The following is a 14,166-nucleotide window of genomic DNA, read 5'->3' on the forward strand; positions in this document are numbered from 1 at the left end:
TTCGTCAGGCTCCGCGCCTCTGGCGAAGCTCACTGGGGCCGCTCGGCAACGCATCGTCATTACCGGCGGCCCGGCCAGGAAGCGTCGGCATGTTTGTCCTTGAGAAATTCGCGAACGCCGCCGCCGGCAAAGGGCCTGCGGTCAGCAAGGTAAAATCGAAGGATGCGCGAACGTCCGGGCCAAGGACATACTGGCGGTGCACGCGCAGGAAGTTGCGCCTGATCCTGCGGTAGCGGTCCGCCGACAGCATGTGCTTGACCTTGATATAGGCGATCGACGGTTGCTTTTCCTGCGGGTGCCCGGACAGCGTGGCGACGCGCGTCTTGTAGAAATTGACCACATCCGTCAGGCATTGCACCTCGAACCAGAAAATCTCCCTGGCGCGGGCGATCGTCCCGACACGGGCGCGAAGGGCTTCAGCAGGCCGCATCAGCGCACATTGCAGGATCGCGCCGCCAAGTGTGGCAAACACAACCCGCTTGCCTGCCAGAATATCCGGGTGCTGCTCCAGCAGCATGCCGATGACATGCGCAGCGACGCTCGAACCCATGCTGTGCGAACTGATCAGATACTCGTCGGCCCTTTCGCTGAACGCTTCGCGGGCGCCGTCCACGCAGCTTTCGAGCCAGCGGTTGAAATCGGGACGATCCAGTCGTGCGAGTGCAACAGCCATTTCCCAGTCGGCAAACAGGTGCAGCGTGTGGAACCTTGCGGCGAACGGCAGCAGGCCCCGGTACAGGAGAAGAGCGGCAAGCGGCACGCTCCACAGCAGGTTCCAACCGGCAAGGTTCAACCAGTGGGGAAGGGATGCGATGCCGAGTACGGTTGCCGTCATCAGGCAAACCAACAGGAAGGGGAACAGGAAGAACAGGCCGAAGCGCCAGACGTGGCGAAAGTAACCCCAAAGCCCGCCGTTGAACGCCACATGCAGCGCGCTGGCAAATCCCCCCGCCAGCCGGTGAACCAAGGACCGCCGGCTTAAGGCGTCGACAAGCACATCGTGATCGAAAACATGGATGCGGCTCGACGTCTGCCAGTCCGAACCGGCGCAATCGACATCGAAATGCGCTGCCTGGTTCGACCTGAGCAATGGTCCGACATCGGATCTGAAATCCCACGCCGTGGCACTTTGTCGTGCTGAACGCTGATAGCGCAGGCGGTGTGCTTCCGCATCGAAAGGCTCAAAGCCCGGAAAATGCAGAACGACCCTTTTCGTAACACGCGGCATGGGAGGCATCTGTGAACTTGGTTTCGAGGGCTGTCGCCGAGCGACGCGGCGGCGGTCCCGCTTGGGTAACCGCTGGCGATCTGGCGACGTGAGGCAAGGGAGGGCAGAACGTGGAATCAGCTTGAAATTGACCGGCATCGTATCGACGCGAACTGCGGCGCAATCGTGATCGATGAAGCGGCTGCGACCCTGGTCAATCAAATAAAACAAGACGATGTATGGGCCGTCGCCGCGCGCCTTGCTGGGGTCGGAGCAGGCCACATATCGACCGTAGAAAGCGCAAAGCAACTTGGCCTTGGCCGCACAACGGTTTATCGAGGGACGCGGTTCGGTTGGCTGGAGTTTCGGAACGTTCTCCTCAGGGTGAGTGGACGATCTGGGCAAGATCATTCCGGTCGGAGAACCCCGGGCTGCCATTGAACTCGTGCCGTGAAGAGTGAGCTTATGAACACCAATCCAGACACCGATTTCCCCGAACTCAATGCGATCGAAGCGCGCGTTCTTGGCTGCCTGATCGAGAAGAAGGAAACCACGCCTGACGTCTACCCGCTGACGCTCAACTCGCTTCACTCCGCCGCCAACCAGAAGACGGCGCGCGATCCGGTGATGGCGTTGGAACAGGCGGATGTGCACCGGGCGCTCAACTCGCTCTCCCAGAAGGGACTGGTGCGGCAGGCCTTCGCGTCGCGCGTCGAGCGGTACGAGCACCTCGCCGCCAACCGTTTTTCGCTGACCTCGCCGCAAATCGTCGTGCTCGGGCTGCTGTTGCTGCGTGGTCCGCAGACCGCCTATGAGCTCTGGTCGCGCAGCGAACGCATGGCGCGGTTCCAGTCGGTAGAGGATCTGAAAGACAATCTCGATCTGATGATCGGCCGGCGGCCGCCGCTGATCGTGCAGCTCAACCGCGGTGCGGGCCAGCGCGAGGATCGCTTTGCGCATCTTTTGTGCGGCGAGGTCGATCAGACCGCCGTCGCCACGCCGAGCGCAACCTCCTTTGGCGGGGCCGGCCTGTCCGAACTGGAGCAGCGCCTACGGTCTCTCGAAGAGACAGTTGCGACACTCCAGGCGGAAGTTGCGGTCCTCAGGGGAAATTGATTGCCCGCAACAAGCAATCGCTGGCTTCTTGGGGCTAGCGGTCTATGAAAATTCCGGGCGCGAAACGCCCGGAATTTTCATCACTTGCCGGCGGAAGTGGCCGACTGCCTTGCGGCTTCCGCTTCGCCGATCGCGGCAGCGCATTCCTCGCAACAGACTTCCACCGTCTTGCCACCAAGCTTGACCTTGATGCTGTTCTCATCGATTTCGCAGTCGCAGGCTGCACAGGTTTTCTGGCTCATTGTCTTCGTCTCCTCTTGGTCGTGGTTTCAACCATCATAAAAGACCATTCGGAGCGGCTGCGCCGCTGTCAGATTCTTTAGCGATCTGATGCGGCTAATGCGATCGTTCAGTCGCTCGCCACGGGGATGTGGCTGTGTGGAGACTGGAATCATGTCCGATGTTCCAGTGCGGTTCTATGAAAAATTGACCCATAAAAGTTGATTGATTTTCATCGGCAAGATCGCCACAGTAGCGGGGTAGAGCACAGCTCGTCCGCTTCAAGACAAAAATGAGCTAAGATGCGAGCGAGGCAGTATTTCGGTGCTCCGAAACGATATCGATTAAGAATTTTCCATACGAAAACAACAAACAAAAAATAGGCCCCGGCATGTACAGCCAGGGCCATTTTTTTGTCGGGTGCGTCGGCGAGGCGCGATGATCCCTACCGCTGCGATCACAAAAAGTTGATTGCGCGCCGGACGGGCTCCTGTCTCTCGATCACGCGACGCACCTGTCGGCGATCACGCCTGAGGATATCGAGGCAATCATTGCCGAACCACTCCAGCGATGCATCGATCGGTTCGCCGCTGGCGATCTCCACGAGAAAGCCGACATAATCGACAGTGCCATCGAACAACGGCGTCATGCCGTCGCGGCGACCGGCGGCGGCATAGACGTTGGCCGGCTCGAAGACCGGGAGGTCCGAACGGTCGCGAACGTTCTTCAGATGGTAGTGCCCGATATGCGGTTTCATCTGCCGATGAACGACTATGGGGTCGTCGCCGCCTTCCCAGACGTGGAGCGTATCGAAGTTGATGGCGAAGGCGGGGTGATCGACCTCCTCGATGAGGCGTAAAGTCGAGGCTGCGGTATCGGCGAGCGTCTTCGGATGCGTCTCGGCGAGCAGCTGAATGCCGTAGCCGGCGGTGATCGCGCATATCTCCCTCAGCCGCGCTGCGATCAACTGCCGCTCCTCGCTGGAGACGCAGAGACTGCCGCAATTGCCGGCGAAGGTGCGGATCTTGCGGGTTCGCCAGCGGCGGGCGAGCCTGCAGAGCTCGACGGTCTTGTGCCTTAACGTCTCCGGATCGCCGTCGAGCGGCAGATAGTCGCTGATCATCGGCACCTTCAGCCCGAAGGTGTCCAGCCAATCGGCATTGCGGTCGGGCTGTTGCGCCAGGTTGCGCGCATGCGCACCCCAAAGCTCGATCCCCTGAAAATCGTTGGATTGTGCCCAGGCGGCGATTTCGCCGAGCGACATCAGGTGATGACGGAATGTGATTGTGCACAGCGAGATGTTCATCGCGCAACCCTCTTGAGCATCGGAATGTCTGCGGGGACGTTCTGGTCGCACCAGAGGTCGAAGATTTCAGCCAGCTTGCCTTTCAGCTTCGTCTCGATCCGGTCGGCTTCAGCCAGCCGCTCGAAAACCGGAGCGGCGAGTGCGCGCTCACCGGTCTGGCTCAGCTTCATGCAGTCGTAATGCAGCGCTTTCAGCGCCTGCACGAGCGCCTCGATCTCGTCGCACCAGCCTTCGAATTCGCGCGCCGGCAGCTTCAACGCTCGCCAGAAGAAGGCGAAGCCATGTTCGTAGGCATATTTGCGGATGGTGATGACCGGCAATTCGCGCACGGCCGCCGACAGATCGGAGAGACCGATGCCGCCACGTCCCCCCAGATGAGCGGTGACGATCTCACGCACAGCGTCTGTGAGCGGATTGTTGTCCCGGACGAAGCACGCCTCGAAATAGGCCTTGAGGTCTTTGGCGTCCGGCGCATGTGCCTCGGCATTGTCGAAGACATACCCCCCGCCGACGGTCGGCTGCATGACCGCATGGATCACCTTGTCCCGGGAGATCTCGCCTTCCCAGCGATAATCGGGATCGTACACGAACCATGTGTCTGGATCGGCGGTTTCTTGCAGCATGAGGTAATGCGGGAACGGGTTCTGGTTGAACTTGTTCTCCCGCTCCGGCAGGTGGAACATGTCGAGCATGACCATGACGGACCCGGTCTCTTTCCGCCGGCGGACGAGGTCGAGCATCACGGCGAGATTGTCGCTCTTGCTGATGTCAGGGTCGTACCATTCGCGAACGGCAACGCCGTAGAGCCGCTGAAACCACGCACGGAAGAATTCCTGGGTGATATCGGGGGCGTGGTAGAGCAACTGGAAACGGTCGCTCATGGCAAATTTCGCGTCCCAGACGCCGAAGTAGAACGGCCGGTGATCGAGGCCCTGCCGCTTCAGCCCGTCGCAGACGCAGCTGACGAAGCAATGAACCTTGATGTCGTAATAGGCCTCGCCATGCACGCCTTCGTCGGTCGTGCCGCCGGTCAGCGGAAATGATGGGACCACTGTGGCGGTTGCCTTCGGCTGATAGAGGGCGACCAGGTCGGCGACGGTCTGGACATCCTGGCGGGCGATCGCCTCTTCGGGAACGCTTAAGCCGTATTCCAGCTCCAGATTGAGAAAGATCTGCAGGATCAGGACGGAGTCCAGATAGAGGTCCTCGTTGAGCCGGGCCTCCGGCCCGAAGCCGTCGAGATGCTGATGCATCATGTGCTCGCTGAGGACCGTATGGATTGCTTCAAGGGTTTCGTCGCTGGTCATGACACTGCTCCGACATTCTTTTTGCTGAACTCGCCGGCGGCGTGGCGCGCTGCCACCTCGCGGCGGCTGATCTTGCCATTGGCCTGGCGTGGGATGGCGTCGACCTGGCGGATGTCCATCGGCAGCTGATGGCTGGCGAGGTGCCGGCTGCACCATTCGCGGATTGCTTGCGGTGCAATGGTCTCATCGGCGCTGAAGAGAAGCGCGACGCGCTCGCCGGCGAAGCGGTCGCCCATGCGGAAGGCAACGGCATCGCCGACCGCAGGCATCGCCATCACCGCATCCTCGACGTCGCGGGGGTAAACGTTGAGCCCGGAAACGTTGATCATGTCGTCCATGCGCGACACGAACACCAGCATTCCGTCATCGCGGCGATAGCCGAGATCGCGGGTGTGGATGGCGATGCCGTCGTCCTTTGTGACGACGATTTCACTGGCATCCTCGGCACTGCTTCCGGTTTGCGGCAGGAGATGCGGCAGCACGAAGCCCATGTCGCCGGCGGTGGTAACGTCAGGATTGATGGCGATGCAACCGGCTTCCGAGCAGCCATATTGCTGGAACATGTGCTGGCTCTTCGCCCGGATCTGGGCGAACCAGGGATCCGGCAGGAGCGTGCCGGATGTCATCGTCGCGTGGAACTGCTCGCCTTCCGGCAGGAACCGGGCCAGCGTATGCAGGATCGCCGGCGAGGAATAGAGCAGCGGTCGCTCGGTTTCGCGCAAGACCTTCAGCAGATATTTGGGATTGGCGGTGCTGACGACAACAGGCGTCTGCCTCCGCTTGAGCGCCACGAGGATGCCGCAGATCAGGCCATAGGAATGGGTGGTCGGGCAGGCGACGACCGGGGTCATGCCCTCCGGCTCGCGGAAGGTGGCAATGTAGCTTTCGATCTCGGCGTCGATATCTTCCCAGCTTCGCGCCACACATTTCGGCGCGCCAGTCGTACCGGAACTCATCTGCAGGAGCGTGCCGACGGGCGAGACGTCCGCCGACCGTTCCAGCACTTCTGCCGTCAGGCTGTTGTAAAAAAGGCGATCGCAGCCGGCCCCGACCGCCAGCTTTCGCGCCGCGGCGTAGGGCGTGCCCGGATGGATCGGCAAGACGCTGGCGCCGGCCTTGCGGATGGCGAAGAACAATGCGAGCCATTCGACCGTTTCGGCAAAGCAGACCGCGTAGCGTCCGTCGTCGCGGTCTTTCAGGCCGATCTGTGCGGCCAGGCGTGCGGATGTCTCTTCGAAATAGGCGTTATCATGGAGCCTGTCGTCGATGCGGATCATGGCCTTCTCCTTCGTTGAAGCTTGTCCGCGGCAAGCGGATTGGACACCACGTGGTGGTACTCCGGCTTGCGTGCGAGGAGCTTCCTCGTCATCAGGGATTCGGTGAGTATTTCGGGCCTGTCATGGGCGAGCCGAGCCTGCCTGCCCGACATGCCGTGCTTGTGCGGGTAGGATGACAGCAGGTTCTCGACACGCTGCCAGAACAGCGGTTCGCCGAGCGCGTAGCAATGGGCGAGAAGGTGGCTGATTTCGCTCAAGTTGTAGACGAACAGCGTGTCCATCACCAGTTCACGCAGCGAATCCAGATTGTCCGTCCAGTAAAACTGGTCGGGCTCGGCGTCGCGGTAGGACGGATGCAGAGACAGAAAATCGGGCGCTTTTTCCGGTTCGCGCAGGAAGGCCGGAGAGAACTCGATGCTCTCGTGAAAATCGCGCAGGATCAGCCGCACCGGCCATCCGTCGCGGTGGACGAGCAGCATGTTCTGGCCATGGGCCTCGACGGCGATGCCGTGATAAACGAGCAGATGCCAGACCGGCAGGACGGCGATCTCGAGCAATCGGTTGATCCATGGCATCAGCCCGAAGCGCGTGATCCAGTCGTCGGCAAAGGGACGTCCGTCCGTCTCCACCATCATCAGCGCGGTGAAGGGGATGACGGCTTCTCCGTCTTTGAGCGTCGCCACGGCACTCTCTCGCCAGATAGCACCGACTTGGCCGGCCAGCGGCTCGTCGGCATCGGCGATGATGCCTGCATATTCCTGCAGGATGGTCAGCGGATAATCTTCGTCAAACACCGCGTCGGAAGCAACCATTTCGCCGATCCAGCGGGAGATGACGGGCGCCGTGCAGACAGAGTGTGGCTCGAGAATGCGCCGGGAGGACGTGTTGACGATGTTGAGCGGCAGCTTGATGCTGGCGGCCAGCGGCCGATCCCGGTTGAGCAAGGAGCGCACCGATTGCGTGGCCGTGTAGTGGTCGCCGGCAAGGCCGAGGCAATGGGCGTCGCCGGCCGCGATCCAGCCGGACACGAGCGTCTCGCTCAGATTGCGCCATTGCCAGGGATGCAGCGGCACGAGTCCGAAATCCTCAGTGGAGGCGCCGAGCTGTTCTCGCATTCGTTGAAGCTGCGCCCAGGTTTCCGCGCCAAGTTCGGCCTGCCAGAACGCCTCTTCGCCGTCGGGCAGGGCCTGGCGCAGATGGCGGCCGGCAACAAGCAGCCAGACGAGTTGAAACGGCTCGCCGGCCTCCGGACCGAACAGCGCGTGGTCGGCGGCAGAGAATCCGGTGCGCGCCTTGTAGCAGGGATGGTAGGGATGCCCCTCGTCGATGGCGCCCTCGAGTTCGGCGAAGACCATCTCACGGCGGGGACGGACGGCAAGGTGGCGATCGTTCCACGCGGAAAAGGCAATCGTCTGCTTCATCTCGTTCAGAAGCTTCGCCCGGGTGATGCCGGTGCCGGGCAGGGCGGAGACCAGAAGCGAGAGCGACGCCTCGCTCCAGCTGCCGTTGTCTTCGCGCATCTGCACTGATCCTGGCAGCGGCCGAACGCGCCCGAATGCGCCGAGCAAAGCATCGCATCGAAAGTCGCGGCCGCCGAGGGTCCAGCGGAAATGCGTCGAGCCGTCGCCGCCGCTTCGACGCGCCTCGATGATGCCTTCGAAGAGAAGCGCGGCGACAAGCTGGCGAAGCACCCGATCGTCCGGGCGTCCCTTGATCTCAAGAGGCAATGGCATGGCTTGTCCTCGATGCCGTCAGCGCCGCCGGTGCCCGCAATGGGTTTTGAACCGGGCGATACAGGATCGGCGCGTGGTCGGATTGCAGTTCATCGACATTGAACAGTCGGGTGGTCAGGTTGGCCTTGGAGGCGATCGTCGGCAGGTCGAGCACGTGCCGGGCGAAGTCGCGTCCGGCGCCGGTCATCGCACGTGCGCAGTGCTCCAGGTGGTTTCTCAGCACCCGCAGCAGCGTGACCTCGTCGCACAGTCCGTCGTGGCCCATGCGGCTGATGACGGAGAAGACCTGATTGACGATGAGATAGTAGGCGAAGCGGTCGCGGATTTCGCTTTCGGGGAAGTAGAGCGACGGGATCGTCCCGGTTTCCGGGACGTGGCTCGAAAGCAGGTTGCGATAGCGTTCCGAGAGATAAAAACCCTGGTTATCGCGGTAGTAGCTGACCGAGGGGTAGCCGGCGCCGATGTCGAGCAGGCTGTTTTGCTGGTGCGCTTCAAGCGCGATGCCGTAGTCGTCGTAAAGCCGGATCAGCGGCTCGACCGCGCAATCGAGATAGCGCTGGAACCAGGCGATGCAGATGTCGACGAGAGGCTCACCATCCCGGGTGGCCAGCGTGCGCAGCAGTTTTTCGAGCCTTGATGGCGTTTGCGGAAGCGGGTCAGCCGTCAGCGCCGCCACGGTTATGACGCCCTGTCCTCGGCCGTGGGCGAAAGGGTTTTCGCGCAGGATGACCTCAAACCCGCTCTCGCTCTCGCCCGGCAGATCGAGCGTGATATAGGCCGGGTCCTGGATGATCCGGAAGTTTGTCGAACGCTCGGAAAGGCCGATCCTATCGATCAGCTTGGCCATGGCGACGCCGGCCTCCAGCTCCTGCCTTCGGTTCAGGCGGACGGAGTTGGTGATGCGCACCGGCAGCGAAAACTTGAGCATCCAGTCCTCGTCAGCACCATAGACCGTGCGGACGGAGGATGTGGCGCTGAAGAGCGAACCGGCCGGGCCGAGGTGACGCAGGGTGCCGGACTGCTGCAGAGCTTGGATGCGCGGATCGAGAAGCAGGGCTTCGGCCTGCAGCGGGTGCATCGGCAGCAGGCATTCGTCGCCGGCAAGGGCCAAGCCGTCCGCAGCGAGCCTCGACAGGCAACGCACGATGTCCGGCGCCTGTGCCCTGCGGGCGGATGCGTGGCTGACGTGGTCCCTCTTTGCTGCGAAGTAATGCAGCTTGAATTGACCGCGCAGCTCCGGCGCATAGCTCTCCTGCTGCCAGTAGGTCATGCCCTGCCGGCTCTTCGGCGTGGGGTGCAGCCAGTGCCCGAAGACAAGAGACTGCTCGGCCTCGAGAAATTCACCGGGGTCCTTTGGATCCGGCAGTGCCTTGTCGATGTAAAGCGCGGTCTGCTGGTAGCTTTCGAGCACCCGGATCAGAAGCTCGAGTTCGAAGCCGCGCAGCGCGTCAGATGGGCCAGTATCGTCCTGGCGATAGGCGGCCTGGACCAGCATATGAAGCGCGGACATCAGCTCGATTGGCCGCCAGGATGGATCGGAGACGTTGCGCGCCCATGCCCTGCCGAAGTGAAACGGACCGCAAAGGGACGATGAGGTGACCTCGACGCGCAGCATCATTTGCTGACGGGGAAGCGACCATTCGATGCTGTCGCAGGATCCGCCGGCGGTCCGATGCATCACCGGCACGCCGGGATTGACCTCGCGGAGATAGCAGTTGGCGAAGCTTTGAAAGGTCGCAGTTTCTGCGATTTGCCTAGACGATTTCATTTTTTCAATCCTCGGCACGCGACATGCAAGGTCGCGCAATCGCGTCGCGTGGGAGGCGCAACGCATTGAATTTTCGTGGTGATTTGCTTCAGGTCGGCGCGGTGTGCGTCACGCGCGGTCTGCCAGCCGCCGGTGGAGGCGGATGGGATTGGCGAAAGATAGGGCCGGCTATAGGCCGCGCGCCACATGAGGGCGATTCGGACGGGCGCCACTGGTGGCGTCCGGTGGAACGGTTGCTGCGGACGGAAGCAATGTGCGTCCGCGGCATTGCGTGCAAGGTCGTGAACGCGAACACGTCCGTCGCCGGCCCTCCCGGCAGAAACGGACCGGTGCGGCCACGTTCCGCTTCAAAAGGCAGACGTCCGTTACGGCATTCCGGTGAGCTCATCTTCCACCCGTCTCGGCTTTCGGCGCGGTGCGTCAGCAATGCGCTTTCAAACAAAGACGACGGGCTCCGGATTTTTTTTCACCGATCCCGGATTTTTTTATGATTATTTTTGTCCAGTTAAATTTCAACGGCAACGGCAACGGCTATATGGAACCAACGGTAAAAGACCGCATGTCGGCCGGTGCCGGTGCCGGTGCCGTGTGGCGACGGCGCTGAAGATCAGCGAAGATGGAGGGCGCGTTGGAACTCGGCGGGCGTGCGCCCGTAAGCCTGCTTGAAGGAGGCGCTGAAATGGCTGTGACTGGAAAAGCCGAGGTCGAGGCCGAGGGCCGTCAAATCACGGCAGGAGCCGAGCAGATCCAGCGCCCGGGCAAGCCGCAGCCGCAGCTGGTAGCGATAGAGCGGCATGGCTTCGACCTGCTGGAACATCTGGGTCAGATAGACCGGCGACACACCGACCTCCGTTGCCACCTCGGCCAGGGTCCAGCGGCGGGCGAGATCGCTTGAAAGAACCAGCTTCGCCCGATCGACGAGTTTTTCCCGGCCGTAGGTGGTGGCAGCGCCGTGCGACGTGCGCTCGCCGAGCGAACGCCGGATCAATGTCAGCGTCAGGGTCTCGGCTTCGAGCGTTTCTGCGACCCCGCGATGAAGGCTGTAGCGCAACAAGGCGACCAGCGCCTGCGCTCGCGGGTCGATGCGCCGGCGCGGTCTTTTGAACGAGGCAAGCGCGCCCGAGCGCAATTGCTCCTTCGGTGCGAGCTCGTTGAGGACGGCTTCGTCCACCTGCACGTCGAGACATGCGTCGCCACCTTCGACCGGGTGGCTGACGCGGTAGTCTTCTCCGCGGTTGAAGAAGATCACCTGATTGGATTCAGCCACCGTATCGGCCCTGCCGACGTGCCGCATGAAGACACCACGATAGGGATAAACGAGGCTTGTTCGATGCGCACATTCCTCGCCGCTTTTCCCGCGGCACGAACCATCGCACACCACGTCCCGAAGCGAGGCGATCGACGTGTCGAGAAGCGTCTGGCACGAAAACTGGGACATTGCAGTCCTACTCGTCGCGTTGGTAGAAATCGTTATAGGCGTCCCCGCGCGACAGGCCAATATCCTTCAACTGATGATCGGAAAGCGCAAGCAGGTCCAGACGTCCCCGCCGGGTTTCCATCCAGCGCGAAACGCGCCAAAAAAGCCGCCAGAGCAAGCCTTGCGCTCCGAGTTCGGCCGGAGCCGCAAATCTTTGCCGCGGGGCGATCCGTCGGGTGGAGACATAGATCAGGTTGTCATGAGATGAAGTTGTGTCGGACATCGGGTCATCTCCCTTCATTTCGTTTCCGATGATGGCAAAATGACGCGTTGCGGCCGCGGCCGCTGTCAGATTGTTTAGCGATCGATGAGAGCTTGCCGGCGCTCTTGGCAAGCGGCATCGCCGAATACCAAAGTCGCCGTAAAAGTACGACTTTAGTCGCTTTGCAGGCTCCTACCGCGGGACTATTCTTTATCCGGGAGGATCACTCATGACCAAGATAGCCGTACCGCTGGTCAGTCACGGACACCCGGATCGCGAGCCGGATTGCGAATGCGCGGTTGAAGATGCCTTCCTGGATTTGGTCGAGCGTGCGGAGGCAGCCGGCTGGACGTCGGACGAGGTGGCGGATTGTCTCGTCAACCTGTCGCACAAGCATCGCACGACACTCAACGAGGACATCCACATGCTCGAAGAGATCACGTCCTCACTGCTGCTCTCAAGAAAGCTCCACTAAAGTATCCCGCTTTCAAGTGGCTTCGCTGAACGCGGGTAAGATGCAATGGCATCAAAATGCAAGCGTCCGTCGTGCGTTTCTCTGAACGCACGGCGCTCTATGCTCCGCTGTCGTCTTGACCGGCTGACATCTCGCTCCTGGACATAGATCCCGTGTCCGGCTGGCCGACACCGCAATGTGTCGTCGTCGGTCTTCGTTTTCCCGCCGTCAAGCATCCACGGCTTCAGGCCGGCACGAACTTTCCATCGTATCGCACGCGAAAATTCCGGCGCTGTGCGTCCTCCTGGAAGCAAAGGAACACCAGTTCGAGGTCGTTCGCGCTGCTGCGCCGCCCGAGCAGGCTGAGCGTGATCACGATCACGCCGCCATAGGCACGCGTCAGATCTATTGCGGCCCGGCGAATTTCATTGGTGCCCGCGTCGTCTCTATCTTCCCGCCGTTCGTATACCTGAAAGAAGCGTGCCGTCTCCCAGGCTGATCGCAATGCCTCGGTTATCTGGTCCTTGAACTCGTCCGCCGACCTGCCCTTGCTCCAAGAAATGGTCTGCTCGGTGTGATCGCTAAAGATGTCGAGATAGCCGTCATAGTCGTCCGGATCGGAAAAACACCGCTCTATCATCCCGAACGCCACGTCATCGGAAATCGCTGCCTTGAAGAATATCGTCATCGAATCGCAAACCCTGCCTTGAGCGCCTATGTTGTCAAAGCGTCAGCGACGTATCTAGCCCCTTGCGCGTCTGATCGATCGCGCGCGCGGGAATTATCCTGCTACCGCACCGGCACGGACGCTGAAGGCGCACCGCTGATGGACAGCTTTTTGAGATGTCAGGGCCGCGTCCGGTCGTAAGGCCGCGCGCCGAACAGGCCGATCGGACCGCGTTTACGCACCGACTACGCTTATATGAGTATTGCCTCATATTGATCGGCCGTGCTATTTTCGATTTCATTCCAGATCGATGCAATCCGCATTTTCGTTTCGCCGTCTGATGCACGATTTCAACAGTCGTGCGGGATGGGCCATTCGTTTCGGTACGCACATTTACGGCATGGCGTTTCTTCAATCCGGCGCAGCACCGGGGATGTAGGACAAGGGCGGGGACGCGATTGTTCCGCTCTGGAACTCCGGTGCAAGACAGTCGAGGGGAGGTGCACTTCCTTGCGCGGCACGGCATTTTCACGCGAAGTGCTTCGGTGGTCAGTGGCTATTGCCTGTCTTGCGATGGCAACGGTCGCGTCGACCGGGGCGGCTCGGGCATCGCAGCCTGACGGTGCCGAAATGCAATTTCTCGTCGTTCGCAGCGGCCAGCCCGGCTGCGAGCCGACCTGTGCCGAGTGGATATCGGCAGAGGGCACGATCGTTGACGAAAGCCCGGCCATCTTCAAGAAACTGCTCAAGTCGATCGGCAATCGTCGCCTGCCGATCGTCGTGACGTCGCCGGGCGGCGACGTCGACGCGGCGCTTGCAATCGGCAGAATGATCCGGGCGCGGCAGATCGAGGTGGCGGTGGGCAAGACCCAGCTCATCGACTGCCAGCCAGAGCAGGAGGATTGCATTGACAGCGACCGTCACGGCGCGCGCCGGATCGGCATCGCCCATTCCGGTGAAGCCTATTGCAACTCATCCTGCCCGCTGATGCTGGCCGGCGGCACCGGTCGAGTGGTCGGCGAGTGGGCATATCTGGGCGTCCACCAGATCACCACGACCTACGTCCAGATCGAGACCCTTTATCGGGCCAAATATCGGATCGTGAACGGCAAGAAGACGATGACGAGCAAGAAGGTTGTCAGCCGCAAGAACATAGGCGGCTACAAGACCTATGAAATGAGCAAGTCGACCGAGCGCAAGCTCAAGGCCTATCTTGCCGAGATGGGCGTCGGTGGCGCCGTCGTCGACCTGATGAAGATCACGCCCGCTGCCGACATCCGCAAGATCGAGCCAGTCGCCATGCTGGAGATGAAGCTGACGACCAAGCTTGGCGGGGTCGAGCTGCTGACGTCTGCCGAAGCCTGCAGGACGGTGCCGGCGGCTGCCAACTGCCGGGTGTTTACCTCGGTCGATCTGGAGTAGAGGTCGGCTTT

Annotated in this window: 13 protein-coding genes; 3 read left to right on the plus strand and 10 right to left on the minus strand. The window is 61.4% G+C overall.

The genetic code is table 11. From position 1 onward, the window contains the following. Window positions 1–4: 4 nt before the first annotated feature. Window positions 5–1,228: a hypothetical protein gene (locus tag BLJAPNOD_RS29135; protein WP_244611144.1), complete on the minus strand. Its 1,224-nt coding sequence runs from the start codon at window positions 1,226–1,228 to the stop codon at window positions 5–7. A 444-nt stretch (window positions 1,229–1,672) separates the two neighbouring features. Here BLJAPNOD_RS29135 and BLJAPNOD_RS29140 point away from each other — a divergent pair, with 444 nt between their 5' ends. After that, entirely contained in the window at window positions 1,673–2,323 is a 651-nt protein-coding gene (locus BLJAPNOD_RS29140) for a DUF480 domain-containing protein (RefSeq protein WP_115422365.1), read from the plus strand. An 80-nt stretch (window positions 2,324–2,403) separates the two neighbouring features. On the opposite strand, the gene BLJAPNOD_RS35740 is transcribed toward BLJAPNOD_RS29140, so the two are convergent. From BLJAPNOD_RS35740 to BLJAPNOD_RS29175, 8 genes are all read right to left on the minus strand, one after another. Next, window positions 2,404–2,565, minus strand: a complete 162-nt coding sequence (locus tag BLJAPNOD_RS35740) for a hypothetical protein (RefSeq protein WP_171986814.1) — start codon at window positions 2,563–2,565, stop codon at window positions 2,404–2,406. A 434-nt stretch (window positions 2,566–2,999) separates the two neighbouring features. After that, window positions 3,000–3,848, minus strand: coding sequence for a sugar phosphate isomerase/epimerase family protein (locus BLJAPNOD_RS29145; protein ID WP_077501081.1), 849 nt, complete (start codon window positions 3,846–3,848; stop codon window positions 3,000–3,002). Further along, entirely contained in the window at window positions 3,845–5,155 is a 1,311-nt protein-coding gene (locus tag BLJAPNOD_RS29150; protein ID WP_077501082.1) for a DUF6005 family protein, read from the minus strand. Before BLJAPNOD_RS29150 ends, BLJAPNOD_RS29145 begins: the two co-directional genes overlap by 4 nt. Next, entirely contained in the window at window positions 5,152–6,432 is a 1,281-nt protein-coding gene (locus BLJAPNOD_RS29155; protein WP_077501083.1) for an AMP-binding protein, read from the minus strand. Before BLJAPNOD_RS29155 ends, BLJAPNOD_RS29150 begins: the two co-directional genes overlap by 4 nt. Further along, window positions 6,429–8,165, minus strand: a complete 1,737-nt coding sequence (locus BLJAPNOD_RS29160; RefSeq protein ID WP_115422366.1) for an IucA/IucC family protein — start codon at window positions 8,163–8,165, stop codon at window positions 6,429–6,431. The genes BLJAPNOD_RS29155 and BLJAPNOD_RS29160 overlap by 4 nt, the downstream gene beginning before the upstream one ends. Further along, a complete protein-coding gene (locus tag BLJAPNOD_RS29165; protein ID WP_158556190.1) occupies window positions 8,149–9,933 on the minus strand; it encodes an IucA/IucC family protein in 1,785 nt (594 codons plus the stop codon). The genes BLJAPNOD_RS29160 and BLJAPNOD_RS29165 overlap by 17 nt, the downstream gene beginning before the upstream one ends. A 607-nt stretch (window positions 9,934–10,540) precedes the next feature. Further along, complete coding sequence (locus tag BLJAPNOD_RS29170; RefSeq protein ID WP_115422368.1) at window positions 10,541–11,371, minus strand: helix-turn-helix domain-containing protein; 831 nt, start codon at window positions 11,369–11,371, stop codon at window positions 10,541–10,543. A gap of 7 nt (window positions 11,372–11,378) precedes the next feature. After that, entirely contained in the window at window positions 11,379–11,633 is a 255-nt protein-coding gene (locus BLJAPNOD_RS29175; RefSeq protein ID WP_115422721.1) for a DUF1127 domain-containing protein, read from the minus strand. A 208-nt stretch (window positions 11,634–11,841) separates the two neighbouring features. On the opposite strand from BLJAPNOD_RS29175, the gene BLJAPNOD_RS29180 reads away from it, so the two are divergent. Next, window positions 11,842–12,087, plus strand: a complete 246-nt coding sequence (locus BLJAPNOD_RS29180; protein ID WP_115422369.1) for a hypothetical protein — start codon at window positions 11,842–11,844, stop codon at window positions 12,085–12,087. Window positions 12,088–12,310: 223 nt separating this feature from the next. Here the strand turns inward: BLJAPNOD_RS29180 and BLJAPNOD_RS29185 are convergent, their stop codons facing one another. Next, window positions 12,311–12,754: a hypothetical protein gene (locus tag BLJAPNOD_RS29185; protein ID WP_077501089.1), complete on the minus strand. Its 444-nt coding sequence runs from the start codon at window positions 12,752–12,754 to the stop codon at window positions 12,311–12,313. Between the two features lie 609 nt (window positions 12,755–13,363). On the opposite strand from BLJAPNOD_RS29185, the gene BLJAPNOD_RS29190 reads away from it, so the two are divergent. Next, window positions 13,364–14,155, plus strand: coding sequence for a hypothetical protein (locus BLJAPNOD_RS29190; protein WP_147294605.1), 792 nt, complete (start codon window positions 13,364–13,366; stop codon window positions 14,153–14,155). Window positions 14,156–14,166: the final 11 nt, after the last annotated feature.

Origin of the sequence: Ensifer sp. M14 (assembly GCF_003355565.1) — a bacterium.
In the GTDB taxonomy this organism is placed as follows: Bacteria; Pseudomonadota; Alphaproteobacteria; order Rhizobiales; family Rhizobiaceae; genus Ensifer.

Coding starts and splice junctions, on each gene's coding strand:
- BLJAPNOD_RS29160 (WP_115422366.1), bottom strand. CDS start 8,165: ATGCCATTGCCTCTTGAGATCAAGGGACGCCCGGACGATCGGGTGCTT.
- BLJAPNOD_RS29175 (WP_115422721.1), bottom strand. CDS start 11,633: ATGTCCGACACAACTTCATCTCATGACAACCTGATCTATGTCTCCACC.
- BLJAPNOD_RS29180 (WP_115422369.1), top strand. CDS start 11,842: ATGACCAAGATAGCCGTACCGCTGGTCAGTCACGGACACCCGGATCGC.
- BLJAPNOD_RS35740 (WP_171986814.1), bottom strand. CDS start 2,565: ATGAGCCAGAAAACCTGTGCAGCCTGCGACTGCGAAATCGATGAGAAC.
- BLJAPNOD_RS29165 (WP_158556190.1), bottom strand. CDS start 9,933: ATGAAATCGTCTAGGCAAATCGCAGAAACTGCGACCTTTCAAAGCTTC.
- BLJAPNOD_RS29155 (WP_077501083.1), bottom strand. CDS start 6,432: ATGATCCGCATCGACGACAGGCTCCATGATAACGCCTATTTCGAAGAG.
- BLJAPNOD_RS29190 (WP_147294605.1), top strand. CDS start 13,364: ATGCAATTTCTCGTCGTTCGCAGCGGCCAGCCCGGCTGCGAGCCGACC.
- BLJAPNOD_RS29170 (WP_115422368.1), bottom strand. CDS start 11,371: ATGTCCCAGTTTTCGTGCCAGACGCTTCTCGACACGTCGATCGCCTCG.
- BLJAPNOD_RS29150 (WP_077501082.1), bottom strand. CDS start 5,155: ATGACCAGCGACGAAACCCTTGAAGCAATCCATACGGTCCTCAGCGAG.
- BLJAPNOD_RS29140 (WP_115422365.1), top strand. CDS start 1,673: ATGAACACCAATCCAGACACCGATTTCCCCGAACTCAATGCGATCGAA.
- BLJAPNOD_RS29145 (WP_077501081.1), bottom strand. CDS start 3,848: ATGAACATCTCGCTGTGCACAATCACATTCCGTCATCACCTGATGTCG.
- BLJAPNOD_RS29185 (WP_077501089.1), bottom strand. CDS start 12,754: ATGACGATATTCTTCAAGGCAGCGATTTCCGATGACGTGGCGTTCGGG.
- BLJAPNOD_RS29135 (WP_244611144.1), bottom strand. CDS start 1,228: ATGCCGCGTGTTACGAAAAGGGTCGTTCTGCATTTTCCGGGCTTTGAG.